The sequence below is a fragment of the Bacteroidota bacterium genome, assembly GCA_039821555.1.
GTDB lineage: Bacteria > Bacteroidota > Rhodothermia > Rhodothermales > Rubricoccaceae > JBCBEX01.
The window spans coordinates 538535-556973 of record JBCBNX010000001.1; the positions used below are offsets into that span (position 1 = coordinate 538535).

The window sequence follows — 18439 nt, forward strand, 5'->3', positions numbered from 1 at the left end:
CGCCCGTTCGTAATCGCCCGCGCTTGTCTCACTTCGATCTGTCTAACGTTTGCCTATGCCGCTACCGGCGCTTCCGATCGATGCCGTGCTACCGGAGCTGCTCCGTGCGCTTCGCGGGCACCCCTGCGCCGTACTACAGGCGCCCCCCGGTGCAGGCAAGACGACGCGCGTGCCGCTCGCGATCCTCAGGGAGTCTTGGCTCGGCGAACAGCGGATCGTGATGCTTGAGCCCCGTCGTCTGGCGGCACGGGCCGCTGCACGGCGGATGGCGAAGACATTGGGCGAGCGAGTGGGGACGACCGTCGGCTACCGCGTCCGCCGCGACGTGCGGGTGTCAGGCTCCACACGTATCGAAGTCGTTACCGAGGGCATTTTGACACGCATGCTCCAGTCCGACCCAGGGCTGGAAGGCGTAGGCTGTGTCATCTTCGACGAGTACCACGAGCGCAGCTTGGCGGCTGACCTTGGCCTTGCCTTCGCGCTCGAAGCGCAGGCGGCGCTACGGGACGACCTCCGCCTTCTCGTCATGTCCGCCACGCTCGACGGGGAGCGCATCGCGGCGATGCTCACCGAGGCTGGCGAGACGCCTGTGCCGGTCGTGTCTAGCCACGGACGTGCGTTCCCCATCGAGACACGCTACCTCGACGCTGGGGACATACGGGACCGCCGGCCGGCCTGGCTCACCCTGCCCGATCGGATCGCTGACGCCGTCCGCCTCGCCCTCTCTGAGGAATCGGGGAGCGTACTCGCCTTTCTGCCAGGCGTCGGTGAAATCCGACGCACGGAGTCGTTGCTTCGAGCAAGTGCCCTACCGCCGGACGTGCGGCTCGCTCCCCTTTACGGCACACTCGACCAGCGGGCGCAGGACGCGGCACTAGCACCTGCGCCTGTCGGAGCCCGCAAAGTCGTCCTCGCTACGCCTATCGCCGAGTCGAGCTTGACAATTGAAGGCGTACGGGTCGTGATCGACGGGGGCTACGCACGGGCGCCGCGTTTTTCGCCTCGGACGGGCATGACAAGTTTGGAGACGGTGCGCGTCTCACGGGCGTCTGCCGATCAGCGTCGAGGCCGCGCGGGTCGCACCGAGCCTGGCGTGTGCTACCGCCTGTGGGGCGTGCTCGACGATCAGCACCTTGCCCCGTTTGCGCCGCCGGAGATCGTGGAGGCAGACCTCGCTCCGCTCGCCCTAGAACTGGCCGTATGGGGCGTACCCGATGCCGACTCACTACACTGGCTCGACGCGCCTCCCCGAGCTGCGCTGTCTCAAGCGCGTGACCTCCTCCGTCAGCTCGGCGCGCTCGACGCCCAGGGCGTCGCGACCGCGCATGGCCGCGCGATCAGCCGGCTTGGGCTCCACCCACGCCTGGGTCATCTCCTGCTTCGCGGTCGTGAGCTCGGCATCGGGCGGACAGCCTGCAACGTCGCGGCACTCTTGAGTCAGCGCGACCCCATGCGTGCCCGTGATGGCGCCACTGCCGATGCCGACGTCAGGCTTCGCCTAGACGCCCTCCAACGAAGGCGCAGCGCCTCTGCTTCGCTCGGACTCTCCGTGGACCGGGGGGCTGACCAGCGCATCCGCGAAGAGGCGGATCACCTGGTTCGCCTCATCGGCCTGGTAGGAACTCATCGGTCTGACACCGACGACAGCATCGGGGCTGCGGGTCTTCTGACGGCCCTCGCCTACCCGGATCGTATCGCCCAGCGCGCTTCCAATAACAGATACAAACTGCGGACGGGACACGCGGCGGCCCTCTCGCACGACCAGTTGCTCTCCGAGTCGGCCTATCTCGCCATTGCCGCCCTCGATGACCGGCGGGGGGCGGCGAAGATCTTCTCGGCAGCCCCGCTGACCGCAGCTGACCTCGAGACACACTTCGCCGATCACATTGAGGCCGTGGACCTCGTCGAGTGGAGTGCGGATGCCGGGCGGGTCGTCGCGCGACGGCAGCGGCGGCTGGGTGCGCTCGTGCTCTCCGACGGCCCGCTCGTCTCACCCGATCCCGACGCTGTGGCCGACGCCTTGTTGGACGGCATCCGCGAAGCCGGGCCCCAAGCGCTCCCATGGTCGAAGTCGGCGCGGGGGCTGCAAGATCGCTTGCGTTTCCTCCACGTCCACCGCCCCGATCAGTGGCCAGACGTGTCAGACTCGACGCTACTGGAGACCCTCGACGCCTGGCTTCGGCCCCACCTGATTGGACGCCGTCGGCTCGACGAGGTGCGCGCCCTCGACCTGTCGGCGTTGCTCCTGACGCCGTTCGACTGGCAGCAGCGAACCGCCTTGGATCGCCTCGCGCCGAGTCACCTCACCGTACCCAGCGGCTCTACCCGCCCGCTCGATTACAGCACGCCGGAGACCCCCGTGTTGGCTGTACGGCTCCAGGAAGTCTTCGGCCTCACAGAGACGCCGAGGCTCCTCGACGGAACGGTGCCCGTGACGATGCACCTCCTTTCGCCGGCACAGCGTCCTGTCCAGGTCACCCAAGACCTCGCAGGATTCTGGGCTTCGAGCTACTTCGACGTGCGCAAAGATCTGCGGGGACGGTATCCCAAGCATCACTGGCCGGAGAACCCCTTGGAGGCAACCCCGACGGCTCGGGCCAAGCGACGCCGCTCGTAGTTGCACCGAATGTCATCGCCTGGAAGCGGAGGAGACCTTAACCTGTCGATTTCAGGAGGAAGCTTTTCGTCTGCCGTCGATGCCCAGGGCGTGGTCGCGGGTCCCCTTCGGCGTCGTTCGAGGCCTTTGTGTCGGTGTCGTGATCCCCAATGCAACGTGATCACGCATTCGCCTATAACCGCCACCATTCGCCCTATCGACTCGATTTCCCTCCACAATGGACCCGGATATTTTCAATCAGTTTGGCATGTTTGCCGATCTCAACGTATTCAACGACCAGATCCTTTGGGGCGTGAGCACGTGGCGGGTCGTGGCTGCATTCTTCATCATCTTTCTCGGCTTTTTGAGCCGGAAGGTGATCGCGAGCACGTTCTCGATCCTCGCGAAGCGTTCGCGCGGCAACCATTGGAAGTGGGACGACGAGGCCATCAACCTGCTTCCGGCCCCTTTGGCACTGGTAGCCCAGGTTCTCCTGTGGCGCGTTGCGGCCGCCGTCATCCAGTTGCCGACGGAGCCGGTCAACGTCAGCGAGTTAGTAGGCAAGGGCCTCGAAGTGGCGCTCATTGTCGGCATCGTGTGGACGCTCTTTCGGGTGATCGATGTCGTTGCGTTGATCGCTGAGCGGGCGTCGGACACGACCAAGACACGCGTGGACGACCAGATTGTCCCGCTCATGCGGAAGACGCTGAAGGTATTTGTGGCGGTCACGGCCTCCGTGATGGCCGTCCAGCACCTTGGCTTCTCCGTCACGAGCCTCATCGCCAGCCTCGGCATCGGCGGCCTTGCCCTTGCCCTCGCAGCGCAGGACACGGTCGCCAACTTCTTCGGATCGGTCGTCATCTTCGCCGACCAACCCTTCCAGCTCGGCGACTGGGTAGCCATTGGAGATCAGGAGGGCGAAATCGAGGAGGTAGGGTTCCGCACGACGCGCCTCCGCCGCGACGACCATGCCCTGATCTCGATCCCGAACAACACCTTCACCAGCGCCCAAGTCATCAACTTCTCGACCCGGGACCGCCGGCGCATGAAGGTCGAGGTCAAGCTCCCGCTCGACGCCGCCCCGGCGCAGGTTCAGCGTGTGATCAGCGGCATCCGTGCCACGATGGAAAGCCAAGAGGCACTGCGCACAGAGACGCTAGCCGTCTACCTCGCCGAGATCGGCGACGACGGCATCGTGGTTGAAGGCAAAGCTTACTCACAGACGGCGTCGATCCGACCTTACCGGGCAGCGCGTCAAGCGATCCTCCTCGAAGCGATGCGTCTTGTACGTGCCGAAGGCCTTCACTTAGCCTCGACGGGGCGCACCATCTACGTCCACGAAACCACCCCCAGCGGCGATGGTCAGCCGCTCAATGGCAGTACAGTCGTCGCCCCCCAACTCGTCCCTGTAGGCCCTATGATCGAAGACGAACGAGGCGACGGTGACGACGACGACCATTCCGAAGACGGGTTTTCGGAGGAGGACATCGATTCCTAGCACGGGAATTGCTCCATCTTGGCGGGACGAGAAACACGGCATCGTTCTGGCTGTGCAACGGAGTCCCGTCTGCCACTGCCTCTCATCGTTCATGGAGCCGGTCTTGACCCGCCGTCCCCCGCACGTTCGTGCGTTCTGGAAGCCCAACGTCTCGCACCGCGAACCGCCGCCGACCTACGCTGCGGAAGTGCGAGCGCTCCCCGACCGCTCTGCCCCGCCGTTGTGGGACACGCTCCAGATTGCCACCTACAACGTCCACCGTTGGACGGGACCGCGCGGGGGCGATGCCTGGCTTCCGGAGCGCGCGGTCGCCCTGATCGCCTCGTTGGACGCCGACGTGATCGGGCTACAGGAAGTCCTCCGCCCAACCCACCACGAAGACCCTCTCCCGCATTTGGCCGATGCGCTGGGCTACCATGTCGCCTTTGTTGCCTCGCGCCAGCACCGCAACGGGGTCTTAGGCAACGCACTACTCTCCCGGTGGGCCTTCGACGATGCGCTCGCCGTAGACCTCTCGTTTAGCCGCTTCGAGCAGCGCGTCGCCGTGGCCGTCGAGTTGGACGCTCCGACTCCCTTGGCCTTCGCCGCGACCCACCTCGCGCTCATCGATCGCACACGCAAGCGTCAGGTCGAGGCTCTGCTCTCGCACCCGAGTCTGCAAGGGCCGACGGTGCTGATGGGCGACCTCAATGCTTGGCGGCGGCGCGGTGCAGCGTCGCGCAGACTCGCGGCGGCCTTCGAGACCCGCCATCACAACCTGCGCTGGCCGCCGAGCTACCCCTCGTCCGGCCCGATGCTCGCGCTCGACCGGATCTATGCCCGAGGCGCTCAGCTTCTCAACCTGCGTACCGTGAGTACGGCCGCCGCAAAGATGGCCTCGGATCACCTGCCCGTCGTGGGTGACCTTGTCCTGTAAGCTGGCGAGCGCACCCTGCTAAGCTGGCGAGCGCGCCCCGCAAACGCTCTGCAGAATCGGCGCGAACACGCGCGGGCGCAGCGCATGTGGATGTAGCTTTCGACCCAACCCGACGCCTCCGATGCTCAAGCGCAACGCCCCCCTGCTCCGCTTCTTCGCGATCCTGCTTGGCGTCTTCGCCGTGTGGTTCGTTGTCTACGACCTGTGGTTGCTGCCCGACGGTCGGCTCGATGCGTGGCTCTCTTACCGGGTTGCCGCTGCTTCGGCCGGCATCCTCGATCTCTTCGGCGCTGCCGTGGTGCAGGCCGGGCGCGTGGTCCGGCTCGAAGGCGGTGTCGGCGTCGAGGTAGCCGATGGCTGCAACGGGCTTACCACCATCGGGCTCTTCGTCGGCTTCGTGCTGGCGTTCCCGGGATCGTGGAAGCGGCGCCTCTGGTTTATCCCGCTCGGCATCGGGGTGGTACTGCTCGCCAACATCCTGCGTGTTGCCGCGCTCGCGCTCGTGCAGGTACACTGGCCCGCTGCGTTCGATGTGCTGCACAGCTTCGGCATCTCGACGTTCTTCTACGCCGTCGTCTTCGTGCTCTGGGTCGTATGGGCGCGTCTTGGCGACGAGTTGCCCACCTCGAAGCCCCCGCAACCTCCACCTGCGGCCTTGACTCCGGCATCGAGTTGAACGTACCAGAACGCACAACGACTCGCTCGTGGCTGCGACACTGGCTCCCCCGCCTTGCGCTGGCCGCAGGCTTCGTAGTAGCCTACTTCCTGGTCGGGCGCCCCATCCGAGTGGGCCTCATCCACGGAATCATTGGCCCGCTGCTATCGCTGATTGACACGCCCCGCGCGCTTGAGTTTGCACTTACGCTGGTTCCTGAGAAGCCTGTCGTGCGCCTACCGTCGTTGCACAACGTGCAGTACTATGCCCCCGGGGGCCTCTATTTCTGGGCTCCCGCGGCGCTCCTGATCGCGCACGCGCCGCGGCGGCCGTACTGGCTCGTACACGGCGGGCTCGTGGTCGCGCTCAGCCTTGTGGGGCTCGCCGGCTTCACGATCGGCTACGGCTGGGCCAACTGGGGCTTCGATGCGCAGCGTTTCGTAGAAGCCTACGTGCTCCGGACCGTGAGCATCGGCTTCCCGCTCCTCGTGCTGACCGGCCATGTAGGCCAGCCCCCCTCGCCAGAGCCGGCCCCTCAGGATGTAACGGAGAGCGATACCGGCTCCGCAGCACCGTCGCCACCGAAGCCCTCGTCCACAGCGAGCGATACCTGAAAGTCTGGGTGCGCGTCCGCGTAGACCTTGAGCGTCTCGCGGAGGACTTGGCGTTCTGAAAACTGCGCTTCGACCAGCTCTCGGCCCGCCGCTCCGAACTGAAGCCGCTGCTGGGCATGGGTCACCAGCGTTTCGATGGCGTCCGCGAGCGCTTCGGGGTCTTCCGGAGGCACGACTAAGCCGTTGGTCCCGTGATGGACGATCTCCCGGCAGCCAGGACGGTTGGTGCTGATGAGTGGTCGACCGGAGGCCGCCGCCTCGATCAGGATGCGCGGCACGCCCTCGCCATACTGCGACGGCAGGCAGACGATATGGCTCTGGCGAAGCAGGTCGTCCATGTCCTCGCGGAAGCCGAGCCACTCAACGGCCCCTTCCTCATTCCATGCACGGAGCGTAGCCTCAGGAACCGCCGCGTGATTGTCGGGGTCGGCTGGGCCAACGAGCCGCATCCGAACCGCGACATTGCGGTCGCGGAGCAGCCGCCCGGCCTCGACGAAGTCGCCGACGCCTTTGCCCCAGAGCATGCGCGAGGCCAGCATCACGGTAGGCGTCCCCGCCTCCTCAGGCTGGGTGACAAAGCGCTCGGTGTCAACCCCAGAGCCATAGATCAAGTGGCACTGGTCCTCGGGCACGAGGCCCGCCTCGACGAAAATGCCAGCGTCGTCGGGGTTTTGGAAAATGACTTCCGTCCCTTTCAGAGCCGCGCGGCACAGGTTAGTCAGCACGACCCGGATCGCGCGCGCCTTCACGCTGTCATCGGTGTAGACGTAACCGAGCCCGGTCACCGCATTGACAACACCGGGCACGCCAGACCGACGCGCCGCGAGCGACCCGTAAACGACGCTCTTGAGCGTGAAGTGATGGACGAGGTCCGGCTTGATCTCGGCGTAGAGTTGCCGGAGTTGCCGCACTGTGCGGACTTCCTCGATCGGGTTGAGGCCGCGGCGGCACATCTCAACGGCGTGCCACGCATACCCTTCGGTCTCGAACCGCTCCGCGAACTCGCCCGGGGGCGAAAGCAGGACCACCTCGTGACCAAGCGACCTGAGGTGGTGCGCCAAGGGAAGACGAAAGTTGTAGAGATACCAATCCGAGTTGGCAAACAGAACAATGCGCATACCGACGTGTGTGCGAAGGAGGGGGTTGGCGGCTGAAGGGGCGGCTAGGCCGTTGCGGCTGGGCGAGCGTGGGTCCAGTGAGGAAGCGGGCGACCGGTGAGCCGCTCGACGTACTCGACATCGGGGGCAAATTGGTCTTGGACGCGCTCCGTCTCCTGGGTGGTGAGTTGGGGCAGCGCGTCGTTGCCTTGGTACACCCGGTTGAGGCCGAGTGCCTTGCCCCACTCCACGAGGCGGTGGAATCGGCGGCTTCGGAGCGCGGTGACCGCACGAGCGGCTTGCGCAGCGAGCCAGGGGAAGCGAGGCATCGACGCTGCGTTGGTTTTCGCGAACGCCTGCTCCGTAGGCGCGAGTACCGGTATGCCCAAGAAGTCGCAAACGCCCGAGAGGGCTTCGACCGGTGTCTGTCGGATATCATCCAACAGAACGATGTGGAGGTGGTCGCGGCCGAACAACGAGATCCAACGCTCGACGTGTTCGGCGTAATGGCCGGCTGTCAATATCCGAGGCATCTGCTCAACAGCATCGGAGAAGCTGCCCGACACCCGGCCTTTGCGTAGATGGTGCTGGTAGAGCGACCGTGCACGAGCCACCGGCTCTCTGAGCGTCACGATGATCCGGCAATCGGGGTTGGCCTCATAGACGCGCTCCGGAACGGCCTCGTCGTCGAAATAGGTGGGCCCGATTTCCACGGGCACCTGCTCCGCGGCTGCGTGACCGAAGTGCCAGGCATACCAGTCGAAACCGCGACCATAGTAGCGGTCGAAGAAGAACGTCTCCTTGACGTTGTGCGGGAAGCACAACGCGGGATGCTGGCTCAATTGCTCATGCAACCAGGTCGAGCCGGTGCGTTGGGGCCCAACTCCGAGCACGGAAGGGAATGCGTGCACGCTCATGCGCGGGATGCTACGTCTGGACGGGCAATGGGATAGCCGAAGTACCGAAGCACCGGGAAGGCAAGCAGCGTGCCGACCCACCACTTCCATCGGGGAAGCTGCTCGATGTACTTCGTATCTGGGCGGATGCCGTCGGCGTTCTGGAGCCGCATCCGGTTGCCCGAGAAGGCGTGCTGCTCGGCCTTGCCGAAGTCCATCTGCGAGTCCTCGAACGGGACGCCGACGTGGGCCATCAGCGCGCGGACGTGCTTTTCGGGGTCAGCGACGAGGTCTTCGTAGCGGACGCGCAGGTAGCGCGGGTGGCGGCGGTAGCGCAGCGTGATCCAGCTGTTGAGCCACGCCCACCGCGCGATGTTCTTGAGGAAGTTGTACCGCAATTCATCGGTGCGGTCCTTGCGCTCGCCCCGCTGCTGGAAGCTGTACGCCACGGCGCGCACATCTCGTACTACGTGCACGATGGTGATGTCGAGCTTCTTGGACGTAAGCAGCCGATCCAGCCGCCCCGGTTTCTTCGACTTGTCCAGAAGGATGCTCGTCGGTGCCGTGTCCTGGATCGACGCGAAGAACGCCTCGTTATTCCGCAGGAACGTAGCATCGTCGTCTACACGAAACTTTGGGACTCTTTCCCCAAGTCTAGCTTCAAGTCCCTCCTGTACGTCAGCCCAAAACGGGCACGCATCGAGCGCTTCGCCGCAAGTGCACCGCCGGTGGCCCGGCTTGGAGAACCGTTTGTGAAACGACTCGACCTCACCAGCACCGATGATCCGGGAGTTTGCCGACATCAAAAGAGCTGTGAGCGTGCTTCCACTACGCCCTTTGCACACGACGTAGATCAGCGGAATCACGCGCTCGTCCGCGGACGGTGCGGGGGTGGCTGCAGGCTGGACGTCGGGGGAGGAAACGAGGTCGTGCATGAAGGCTGGCACGTTCGAAGAGAGATGGAGCAGAAGGCTGGGCGCTCTGGGCTTCGCCTTTAGACGGTCGGTCGACTGTTCTCGTACCCGAAAAGCGGACGCGCAGGGGCGGTCAGCCAACTCCCGACCCGCCACTGGAGCGGGGTCAGGTGCTCAAGGTAACGTGTGTCTTTCCGCACCTTCTTGTGGGGGCGATCTCGTGTTCGTTGGTTGCCAGAAAAGTCGTGATAGATAGAAGCCGTCACGTCATCGCTTGCCTTTTCTGTGGTAAGACCCGCTTTTGCCAAAATGCGACAACGTTGCTCTTCAGGGTTCTCGGCAAGGTCCTCGTAGCGCACTTGGACGTACCGTGGATGCTGGCGATAGCGCAAGTGAACGCCGAGGTTCTTCGCCGTCCAACGGGTCAACTTCGAATAATACCGGCTTGATGGTACCTCGCCTCGCTTAGGAGAGTTGAGTACGCTGTAACCGTAGGCTCTCGGATCGCGGGTGAGATGCACGATTGTAACCTGAAAGCGCTCCGATGCTGCAAGCAACCTCAAGCGGTAGTCTCGTTTCGAGCTATCCATCACGACACCCGTGCTGCTCTCCGCAAGCAGCGCCGAAAAGAGCGCGTAGTTGTGGGCCTCGAAGCGGTCGCGGTCCTTGAGGTCGATATACGGATCGAAGCCGCCATCGGTGAGCCGAGCGCGGATGGCCTTCCAAAAGGGGCAGTCCCGGAGCGGCTCCCCGCAGGCGCACAGGCGCGTCGGGTCTTCAGCGCCGCGTAGGAAGAACGGACGGTAGTTGTAGACCTCGCCCGCGTTGAAGATGCTAGGGTGGTTACCGAGCAGTTGGCCGAGCAGCGTACTCCCGCTCCGCCCGTTGGCAATCGTGTAGATCACCGGGATGGGCGCGGGCTGCGCGGAGGACGAGGATTCGAGAGAAGCCATAGGAGGCGGCACGGTCGACCGCAGATTTGCGAGGGGTCGATGCTGGACGGACCAGAGATCGAGATGCTCTATATTCGGGCCCTTATGTACGGATACCCGATGAGTTACGGCGAATTCCAGCCGTAGTCCTCACCAAGGAGGGCAAACAGTTTCTCGTTCGGTGCCCGGTAGTATTCCGCGAGCGCCTGCCGCACCTCAGGGTCCATCCGGTCAGTTGCCGCCTTGCCCCATACGGTGTATTTCGGAGGCTCCCACGCGTCGAGCCCAAGGAACGCGATCACGTCTCGGAAGCGTCCAGGCGTATCCTGGTAGAAGGAATCACTAGACATGATGTATAGCTGCTCGCGGTCGAACTGCTCCAGCCAAGGCGCAAGTTGCTCGGCGTATAGCCCGCGAGCCAGGTAAAATTTCTTGCGCGCATTGCGCCCCCACTTTTCGATAGGCTGTGAGGCGATAAACGCACGGTGCTCGTCGATGTGGGCGAACTCATCTTCGATGACTTCGCCGAACGAGCGTGGCTCTTCTTCGCGCCGCACCATCATCTTGTAATGCGAATACGCGCGATCGACGGGGTTGCGCAGCATGAGCACGAGCCGCGCGTTGGGGAGCGTCTTGGCCAGCAAGTCCGCGCTCCACGGATGGAACACATAGCCTGGCGTAGCCTCGATGACAAGGTGCCGCTGTCCTGTCGTTACCTCGCGGATGCGTTGCCAGGCTCGCGTTGGAAAATGCGCACGGTACCAGTCCAAGCCCTCAGCATATCGCCGGTCAAAGAAGTGCATCTCTTTCTTCTTTGGCCACATCACATGAGGGTGCCGAATGAGATACCGATAAAGCGAAGTCGTTCCGCCCTTCTGAACGCCAATCACAACGGCGCCTGGCAGTGTTCTTAGCGGCGCTGAAGCCCTGCGGAACCAGCCTAACCGAACCCCAGGCGGCTTTTTCCCTTGGGCTTTGACCACCACATCGGGTTCCTCGGACTGATTCAGACGTCGAGCTATTTTGTGAAGGACCGATGCCATACAAAGACCACCACTCGGAGCGAGAGTCGAAATGATTAGCTGTTCGAGAGTGATAGGGTAGACGGGAGTTGGGCCACCGGCGCTTCGTTCTGCAACCGCAGCCCTGTGGCTGACATGGCAAAGGCGAGCACTTCGTCGCTCGTGCGGGCCCAGGAGAACCGTTTCGCGTTTTGCCGCCCCCCCTCGGCGAGGGTAGCACGGAATGAGGCGTCGGTCAGCACGCGCTCCAGCCCAGCCGCGAGCGCCACGTGGTCGCCCGGCTCGACCATGAGCGCGCACGACTCGTCGACGGTGTGTAGCCCAGCGATCTCGTAGCCGATGACCGGCAGACCGTAGGAATTCGCTTCCACCCAGGTGATGCCAAACCCTTCCTGCAGCGAGGGGGACGCGAACACCCACGCTTGCTCGTAGAGGCGAGCCTTCTCTTCTTCGGAGACGAAGCCGAAGAAGGTGACGCCGGGCCCTGCTTCAGCCTCTAGCCTCGTCCGGTCGGGGCCGTCTCCCGCGATCCAGAGCTGCGCCTCAGGCACAGCTTCGCGGACGGCGTTGAACGCACCGAGCAAGTGGTCCACGCGCTTGCGGGCCAGGTGCAGGCCACCGACGTAGAGAATGGTTGGCGCGCTTGCTCTTGTAGGGGTGGTGCTGGCTGGCTGCGGGATACCTGGTGGAATGACCTCCAGCGGAGCCCGATGGCGAACCCACTGGTTCTCGATGTGCGTGGCGGTCATGGTGCTCGGGACGACCATCGGCACGCGGCGGTAGACCAAAGGCTGAGCGACGTCTTCGAGCGTGCGCCCAACCAAGCCGCGAAGTCGGCCCTGGCTTCGGAAAAAGGTGGCCCCCTGGAAATGGTGTTTGATGGCCACCAGCGGCGTGTCGGAAGGCCAGCCCCACGGCAAGAGGAGCGGGAACCCCATGATGTTTTCGATGACGAGGTCGGCAGTGCGTGCCGCCTCTCGCACGGCGTTCCGCAGCGCGCGGACGTTGCGCCCTCCCGTTCCAACACGCTCGACCTCGATCCCGTCGACGTGCTCCGTCTTGGGGAGCGGCGTGCCGTCGGAGAGGCGCTCGAATCCACACAGGACGCGCACGCGATGCCCAGCCTTCGCCCACGGGCCCGCGACGAACCGCAGATAGTCCTGGGCTCCGCCGCGACGCGCCTCGTGCGTAGGACCGCGCAATGATGCGAACAGAATGACCATGTCAGTGCAGCAGACTGGAATCTCCGTCGAGCTAAACCTGTCAGCTAGCCCTCTGATTCAGAGGTGGCGTAGTGGTACGAATCGTAGCTCTCGTGAAGCGTCTCACGAATCAGTTGCTCTAGGTAGGCCAGATCCTCGGCATTGAGGTAGTCCACATAGCCACCAACTACGCCTCGGCGGGTCTTGTAGGTCGCTTTGTCCTGCTGGTCTTTCGGCGTAAGCATCCCACTGCTGAACACACCGCCCGACTCCATTTTCCGCATGTTGTCAAACGACGAGAACTCTACAGCCGACCGGACGATGCCAGGAGAGGTGCTTTCAACCCCGATGAAGTCGAGAAGGCTTTCCACGACGCTCTCGGTGTCAGCTTGGAGTTCTTCATAGCTGACAAAGCGGACACGCTCCATAAAGCCTCGCTGCTCAGCCCACACATTCAAATACTCGATGTGGTTGCGCGGGCCGAAATCCTGGTCCCTTACAAAATCGGAGATAGACCCCTTGTACCCTTCCTCGCTTCGCTTTGTGAGCGAGAAGTATTGGGAAACCGCCACATCACGAGGGTCCCGGTACAGGAAAACAGTCCCGCCTTCGTAAAAGGCTCGCTTGTCACGCTCAATCTCTGCAGTCGGCTTTGCGTGCGGCTTGTCGTCATGCGAAAAGTAGACACTCGGGATCGCGTCATTGCGTTCGCTCAGCTTGTAGACACGAAGCATGAGGTCTGGATCCGCCGCTGCCGCCTCTTCAAGTCCGTATTGCGTGACGAGAACACGCCCGAGCAGCAGCCGAAGCCACGTGCGTCCGGATTTGGGATACGACACCACCGTAGTATCTGCCCGATGGCGTCGAAAGCGCTCGTATAACGAGCCGACGAGACGTTTCGCTGGATTCATTTGCGGCTGACTGAGGTGTAGAGTTCTGCTGTGCGACTCGCGCACGTGCTCCAATCGAAGAGAGCGACACGCTCACGACCTCTCCGGACGAGATCGCTCTGAAGAGTCGGTTGCGTGGCGATGGAGTGTGCTGCCTCCGCGATGTCCTGAACGCTGTAGGGGTCTACCAGTAAAGCGGCGTCACCAGCGACTTCTGGCATCGACGAGCAATTCGAGGTGACGACGGGGCAACCTGAGGCCATAGCTTCCAAAATAGGCAGCCCAAAACCCTCCATAAGTGAAACGTAGAGAAAAGCCTCGGCGGCGTGGTAGAGCGCTCTCAGTTGCTCATCTGAGACATACCCAGTCCGGACGATACGCGCGGCTTTGGGCGACGCTTCAACACGCTTGAGCAAGTCTTCCGAGTCCCACCCTACACCACCAGCGATGACGAGGTAGTGAGGGAGCGCGTCAAGTTGTTCGAACGCTTCGATCACCCGCAGAAGATTTTTACGCGGGTTCAGCTTCGAACCAGTCCATAGGAAGAAAGGCGCGTCCACGCCCTTCATTGCCTCGATTCCAGCATCAGTGATCGCTGGTGCTTGGGCGAAGTCTCTGGCGTTTACGCCTTCTGGGATGACGCGCAGTCGGTCGCCGACTGCACCGTCCGTATAGCTGTGAATGGCATCAGCCGTCGCTTCCGAGACGGCAATGATCACGTCTGCCCTCTTTGCGGCAAAAGCTAGCGCTTTCTTTTTCAGCCCCAATCGACTTGCCCCGAACCACCCTGGGTGCGTCAGCGGGCCAATGTCGTGCACGGTTGTGATCCAGGGTCGATTCGTCGGTACCACGTAGCTCAACTCCACATTATGGAGCACATCGAACTCGCTTGTAAAACGCTCCAAGGCTGGCCAGCCTAGATAGCTCCACGCGCCTGCCACAAGCCGTCGTGTTCCTGGAATGCGCTCCAGATCATAGCGCTCCTCTACGGCCCTAAGGTCTCCTGGTGCTAGCTCACTCTGCGCTGCGACAGGGAAAATGTCTGAACCAAGCGCCCGGAGTTCATACAGCAACGACCACGCGTATCGGCTGAGTCCGTACTGTTTCCGCTTGAGCAGTGCGTCGCTGAAATATGCAATTCGAGCACTCATAAACGTACCTCCGCTCGGACCCGGCGACCAACACTCATAAGGGCGTCTCGGGCTCGCTCGTAGACGCGCTGCCAATCATGGCTTCGCGCAAACGCGCGCTGTGCCTCTCGGCGGTCTGATGTCGGCGCGAGGAGCGGCTGGAGCGCCGCACCGATCTGGTCGGCCCGTTCTACCGTGACAACAGGCGGCTGCAACGTAGCGAACTCATCGTGTGGCGTCGAGACGATGCCGAGGCCCGCCGCCGCGTACTCGTACAACTTGAGCGGGTGCTGCCCACGGTAGATGGCCTGGCGGTTTTGGTCGTACAGCATCAACCCAATGTCGCAGCGGACGAGCAGCGCGGGCGTTTCTTCAGGGGGGCGAGGCCCCAGCAAGCGTACGTGAGGATGCCGGTCCGCGTAGGCACGCGCCCAGTCTGTGATCCCGCCGATCAGGACTACGCTCCCCCCCTGCTCACCCAGGACACGCGCCGTCTCCTCGAAGAGTGCCGCGTCAACCTTATCAGTCCAACCAACCCAGACTGCCCGCGGATGAGGTAGCCCATCAAGATCTGATGGCTCAGCGCCGGCTACTTCAAAGCGCTCGTTGAACACGCCCTGCCCCAACGTCACAATTTTTGAGGCCGGTACGCTCAGTTCGTCCGTGAGGTAGCGTGTTAAGGCGTGCCCAATGGAGAAGAGCACATCAGCACGGGCATAGTCCTGCCGTTCGAGCGCTTGCATGTGCGCGCCCCCGAATGCAGGGTAGTAGTCCACCACCTGCACGGCCAGGAGCGCGTCAGGAAAGATGGCCTTGAGCGCACTGGCACCAGGCCGCGCCACCCAGAGCACGTCTGGACTGCCCTGGCCGCCTTGCTCAACGGCCTTGCGGATCGCGCCCGACGCACTCCGATAGCTTCGATCGGCCGCTTCGGGCGTAGCGAACGTGCCCGTGCCCATAAATGGGATCGGGGTGAGCGGCGTGAATACCCAGGCATCGTCCTCCCGGCGCGGCCCCTGCTTCCACGAGCGGCCATAGCGGTTGCGCTTCACGACGTGGCCGAGATGCGCGGTGCCTTCCATGTACGTCACCGCATACCCGTCTTCGGCGAACAGCTGAGCGAAGATGTTGGTGCTCCCGCGAATCGGAGCCTTCCAGGGCGTGGTGCGATGAAAAAGAACGTGCATGGCAGGGCAGCTACGAGACAACTAAGAGGCAGCAGCGACCCGGAGCCGTCGTTGTTGTGCGCGGCGCCCTCGGACGAACTTCAGCCGACTGAGCACCCCGAATCGGAGACGTTCGGCGACCGACGGCCCCGGAGCCGTCGCTTCGTGCACAGGCGCATAGCCGAGGAGCGCGAGCAGGCCCCCCGCCTTTCGCTCGAAGAGCGCGATCTCGCGTTCAGTCAGCGCCGAGCGCCAGGCGTCGATGCGGGACGGGTCCGGGCGTCCGCCCACGAGGCGGTGCTGCCCCTGCGTGTAGGTGGGCACCTCGAAGCCTTGCCCCTCGGTCATCCCTGCGCTGAAGAGCACGCCGATCTGAGCGCACAGCGTCTGCAACGTGTGGTCCGGATCACGGACGAGGTCTTCGTAGCGGACGCGGACGGCCCCCAGCGCGGCCTCGGCCGCCAAGCCATGCGCGACGGCCTCGACCCACCAGCGGCTCGCCGCGAGCACGTCGTGCGGCCCCCAATCCAACTTGAGCACCGATGCGGTCGCTGCGCGCCCGTCACGCACCACGTGCACGAAGCGCGCCTCAGGGTACGCCGCGCGCAGGCGCATGGCTTGATGCAGGTTTTCAGGGGTGTGGTCTACCCACCACTGCGCGTCACCCGCGCCCTGCTCCTCAGCATAGGCGCGAATGACGAGGTCGAGCGCCGTTCGCCCGAGCGTGTGTGCCGGAGCTTCCGACCCGTTCTCAGACGGGATGCGAGCGAGAAGGTCGGCGGTCGGAGCAGCGCCCCAAATCTGGTAGCGGTCCTGTGCCCCGATGTACGTCACCACATCTGCGAGACGGGCCCCCGGCCTCGCGCCACGCTGCAGGGCTCCCAACTTGAAGGGGGCTTCAGGTACGGTTACGGTTTCGGCCGCCCCGCCGAGCAACGCGCCGAGCAGCGTGGTTCCGCTCCGCTGACATCCACCGATGAAAATCGGCCGCATGGACTGGGGCGTCGCCGTCATTCAGCCGGAGAAGCAGCAGGTGCGGTGGTGCGTTCCTGTGGCTCGTCCGCAGCGGCGTTCTCCACAGCCGTACGGGCGGTCGCCGTGCTGGGCACCAGGTCTGTCCCGTCGCGTGCCCAAAGGTCCATGATCTCGTCGTCCAGTTGGGTACGGGGGATTGCGTTCTGGGCATCCCACGCGAGTGTCCAGGACCGGAAGGTGGCGTCGAAGCAATGCAGCGCGTAAAGCAGCCCCATCGTCCCGTCGCGCCAGCCGCCGTGCCAGAAGTACTTGGCGAGCGCTCGCTCCATCGGACGCAGGAGGAGGTCGTACCAACGCACGCGCCGCCCTGACTCCAAAATGTCTTCGCAGCGGATGGCTGAGTAGGTCCAGCTCTTCTTCAGCCGCTTCTCGTAGCTGATCTCGTTCAGGTGCCAGATTCGCTCGCGGAGTTGCCCGACCCGCTCGGGCGGCGCGTCGAGCAGGCACGTCTCGTGCATCTTCCCACCGAAGCGGAAGAGCGAGCGGCGGGCCAGGTGGACGAGGTTCCAGTTCTGAAGCCCCCCGCCCCGCATCGGACGATGTAGCATGAAGTTCAGACGTCGGAAGCGGTAGCCGTCGAACCCAGGGTCGCGAATCGCTTGCAAGATCTCGTGCGCGAGCGCAGGCGGCACCCGCTCGTCGATGTCCATGTGCAGCAGCCAGTCCGACTGCGCGGCATCGATGCCCTTGTTGCGCTGGTCGCTGTAGTACTCCCTCTCGTTGCGCGGCGACTGCAGAAATGTCACCTTCGCCCCCGCCTCGTCAGCAAGCCGGGCGGTCGCATCCGTCGACCCGTCGTCCACGATGACGATCTCGTCCACCCACGGCAATAGGTGCGACAGAAAACCGGGCAGGTCGCGCTCTTCGTTGTAGGCAATTGCCACGACACCAAGTTTTGGCGTGTTCAGTTTATGATCCATCAAGCCAGCCAGTTCACTGGATTATCTATTCATCAGACGACGGAATGCAGGACGCACTCTTCGGTTCATCCATTGGATCCGCTTTAGCCGCATGCTAGCTACCGCTGGAGAAAGTATTCGTTCTGACCATGAAAGCGCTGGCTTGGGGGGGTTCTGTAGCGCGTCTGCGCTGTATCCAAAACGCGATGCCACCTGTGCAACGTAGGGGTCAATCTGCAATACAAATTTGGTATCGTTTCTCCACTTGTCGGTGGTATCGGAGCGAATGCTGCTCCCGAGATCGCTATGGGACTCTATGCCGATGTGGGCGCATACGTGCTCGAAGGTCTCACGTGGTTTCTCGATGATCGACTCATAATTCAATTCAAGTACGGCCTCAGAAGGCACCAGTTGCTTGAAGGCGAGCCAGTTTAGGTACGTCTGACTCCACGCAAACTGTCGCTCACCCGGGTCAGAGCCGAAGCGTTTCCAAGCGGAGTGAAGGACCGCCATTGGATTTCGCACGAGTCCAAGGATCGACACTTTCCGGTCGGTCATCTCGATCCATTCGAGCAGCACCGCGAGCGATGCCCAATTGCTCAAGTGGTGAGGTGACTTCTCGAAGAACACCGAACTACCGGCAGAGTCGGCCAAAGCTTCCCAGCCGTCGAAAACGAGTGCCCTGTCGGAGCACCGTGTGTCAAAGTCAGGGACGTTTGCCTCAATCACATCCGAGATGTACTGGCGTGCCGTCGCAGCGGGATAGTACGGTGTCCCAGCTAGAAACATAGGACTTGGGACATCCAGCAACGACGCTGCCTTGAGCCAATGCTGAGTCTCATTGTAGGTGTGTCTCGATGCGGATACATGACGCACCTTCGGGTGTTTGCACAACTCTTTCTGAAAGATGGTCGAGCCCGAACGCTTGTCCGACAACAGGATGACGATGTGCTCTGCAATCACTTCAAAAGTGGGGG

17 protein-coding genes are annotated in these 18439 nt (G+C 63.2%); 5 read left to right on the top strand and 12 right to left on the bottom strand.

Translation table 11 applies throughout. From position 1 onward, the window contains the following. Positions 1-55 precede the first annotated feature (55 nt). The 5 genes from hrpB (at position 56) to AAFU51_02215 (ending at position 6279) form a co-directional block, all read left to right on the top strand. On the top strand, positions 56-2617 hold the full coding sequence (gene hrpB, locus AAFU51_02195) for an ATP-dependent helicase HrpB (protein MEO1570058.1): 2562 nt from the start codon (positions 56-58) through the stop codon (positions 2615-2617). A 247-nt stretch (positions 2618-2864) separates the two neighbouring features. Next, entirely contained in the window at positions 2865-4094 is a 1230-nt protein-coding gene (locus AAFU51_02200; protein ID MEO1570059.1) for a mechanosensitive ion channel family protein, read from the top strand. Between the two features lie 103 nt (positions 4095-4197). Further along, the gene (locus tag AAFU51_02205; GenBank protein ID MEO1570060.1) at positions 4198-5010 is read left to right on the top strand and encodes an endonuclease/exonuclease/phosphatase family protein; all 813 of its coding nucleotides are present in this window, start codon (positions 4198-4200) and stop codon (positions 5008-5010) included. A gap of 121 nt (positions 5011-5131) precedes the next feature. Continuing rightward, the gene (locus AAFU51_02210; protein MEO1570061.1) at positions 5132-5686 is read left to right on the top strand and encodes an archaeosortase/exosortase family protein; all 555 of its coding nucleotides are present in this window, start codon (positions 5132-5134) and stop codon (positions 5684-5686) included. Then, positions 5683-6279 (top strand): hypothetical protein, encoded by a 597-nt coding sequence (locus AAFU51_02215; GenBank protein ID MEO1570062.1) that lies wholly within the window; start codon positions 5683-5685, stop codon positions 6277-6279. The genes AAFU51_02210 and AAFU51_02215 overlap by 4 nt, the downstream gene beginning before the upstream one ends. On the opposite strand, the gene AAFU51_02220 is transcribed toward AAFU51_02215, so the two are convergent. The 12 genes from AAFU51_02220 to AAFU51_02275 all read right to left on the bottom strand — a co-directional run bounded on the left by AAFU51_02220 (position 6201) and on the right by AAFU51_02275 (position 18425). Next, positions 6201-7397 (bottom strand): glycosyltransferase family 4 protein, encoded by a 1197-nt coding sequence (locus AAFU51_02220; protein ID MEO1570063.1) that lies wholly within the window; start codon positions 7395-7397, stop codon positions 6201-6203. The genes AAFU51_02215 and AAFU51_02220 overlap by 79 nt on opposite strands. A 44-nt stretch (positions 7398-7441) precedes the next feature. Further along, on the bottom strand, positions 7442-8218 hold the full coding sequence (locus tag AAFU51_02225) for a sulfotransferase domain-containing protein (protein MEO1570064.1): 777 nt from the start codon (positions 8216-8218) through the stop codon (positions 7442-7444). A 71-nt stretch (positions 8219-8289) separates the two neighbouring features. Beyond that, positions 8290-9207 carry a sulfotransferase gene (locus AAFU51_02230; GenBank protein ID MEO1570065.1) on the bottom strand — a complete coding sequence of 306 codons (918 nt, stop codon included), beginning with the start codon at positions 9205-9207 and terminating at the stop codon, positions 8290-8292. Positions 9208-9266: 59 nt separating this feature from the next. Next, the gene (locus AAFU51_02235; GenBank protein ID MEO1570066.1) at positions 9267-10139 is read right to left on the bottom strand and encodes a hypothetical protein; all 873 of its coding nucleotides are present in this window, start codon (positions 10137-10139) and stop codon (positions 9267-9269) included. Positions 10140-10243: 104 nt separating this feature from the next. Beyond that, positions 10244-11161, bottom strand: coding sequence for a sulfotransferase (locus AAFU51_02240; protein ID MEO1570067.1), 918 nt, complete (start codon positions 11159-11161; stop codon positions 10244-10246). A 35-nt stretch (positions 11162-11196) separates the two neighbouring features. Continuing rightward, a complete protein-coding gene (locus AAFU51_02245; protein MEO1570068.1) occupies positions 11197-12363 on the bottom strand; it encodes a glycosyltransferase family 4 protein in 1167 nt (388 codons plus the stop codon). 44 nt (positions 12364-12407) lie between these two features. Continuing rightward, positions 12408-13253, bottom strand: coding sequence for a sulfotransferase domain-containing protein (locus AAFU51_02250; GenBank protein ID MEO1570069.1), 846 nt, complete (start codon positions 13251-13253; stop codon positions 12408-12410). Next, positions 13250-14383, bottom strand: a complete 1134-nt coding sequence (locus AAFU51_02255) for a glycosyltransferase family 1 protein (GenBank protein ID MEO1570070.1) — start codon at positions 14381-14383, stop codon at positions 13250-13252. Before AAFU51_02255 ends, AAFU51_02250 begins: the two co-directional genes overlap by 4 nt. Beyond that, positions 14380-15549 (bottom strand): hypothetical protein, encoded by a 1170-nt coding sequence (locus AAFU51_02260; GenBank protein ID MEO1570071.1) that lies wholly within the window; start codon positions 15547-15549, stop codon positions 14380-14382. Before AAFU51_02260 ends, AAFU51_02255 begins: the two co-directional genes overlap by 4 nt. A 21-nt stretch (positions 15550-15570) precedes the next feature. After that, a complete protein-coding gene (locus AAFU51_02265; GenBank protein ID MEO1570072.1) occupies positions 15571-16521 on the bottom strand; it encodes a sulfotransferase in 951 nt (316 codons plus the stop codon). A 17-nt stretch (positions 16522-16538) separates the two neighbouring features. After that, positions 16539-17447, bottom strand: coding sequence for a glycosyltransferase family 2 protein (locus AAFU51_02270; GenBank protein MEO1570073.1), 909 nt, complete (start codon positions 17445-17447; stop codon positions 16539-16541). Positions 17448-17504: 57 nt separating this feature from the next. Next, positions 17505-18425 carry a sulfotransferase gene (locus tag AAFU51_02275; protein MEO1570074.1) on the bottom strand — a complete coding sequence of 307 codons (921 nt, stop codon included), beginning with the start codon at positions 18423-18425 and terminating at the stop codon, positions 17505-17507. Positions 18426-18439: the final 14 nt, after the last annotated feature.

Coding starts and splice junctions, on each gene's coding strand:
- hrpB (MEO1570058.1), top strand. CDS start 56: ATGCCGCTACCGGCGCTTCCGATCGATGCCGTGCTACCGGAGCTGCTC.
- AAFU51_02265 (MEO1570072.1), bottom strand. CDS start 16,521: ATGCGGCCGATTTTCATCGGTGGATGTCAGCGGAGCGGAACCACGCTG.
- AAFU51_02255 (MEO1570070.1), bottom strand. CDS start 14,383: ATGAGTGCTCGAATTGCATATTTCAGCGACGCACTGCTCAAGCGGAAA.
- AAFU51_02260 (MEO1570071.1), bottom strand. CDS start 15,549: ATGCACGTTCTTTTTCATCGCACCACGCCCTGGAAGGCTCCGATTCGC.
- AAFU51_02235 (MEO1570066.1), bottom strand. CDS start 10,139: ATGGCTTCTCTCGAATCCTCGTCCTCCGCGCAGCCCGCGCCCATCCCG.
- AAFU51_02210 (MEO1570061.1), top strand. CDS start 5,132: ATGCTCAAGCGCAACGCCCCCCTGCTCCGCTTCTTCGCGATCCTGCTT.
- AAFU51_02245 (MEO1570068.1), bottom strand. CDS start 12,363: ATGGTCATTCTGTTCGCATCATTGCGCGGTCCTACGCACGAGGCGCGT.
- AAFU51_02200 (MEO1570059.1), top strand. CDS start 2,865: ATGTTTGCCGATCTCAACGTATTCAACGACCAGATCCTTTGGGGCGTG.
- AAFU51_02220 (MEO1570063.1), bottom strand. CDS start 7,397: ATGCGCATTGTTCTGTTTGCCAACTCGGATTGGTATCTCTACAACTTT.
- AAFU51_02230 (MEO1570065.1), bottom strand. CDS start 9,207: ATGCACGACCTCGTTTCCTCCCCCGACGTCCAGCCTGCAGCCACCCCC.
- AAFU51_02240 (MEO1570067.1), bottom strand. CDS start 11,161: ATGGCATCGGTCCTTCACAAAATAGCTCGACGTCTGAATCAGTCCGAG.
- AAFU51_02250 (MEO1570069.1), bottom strand. CDS start 13,253: ATGAATCCAGCGAAACGTCTCGTCGGCTCGTTATACGAGCGCTTTCGA.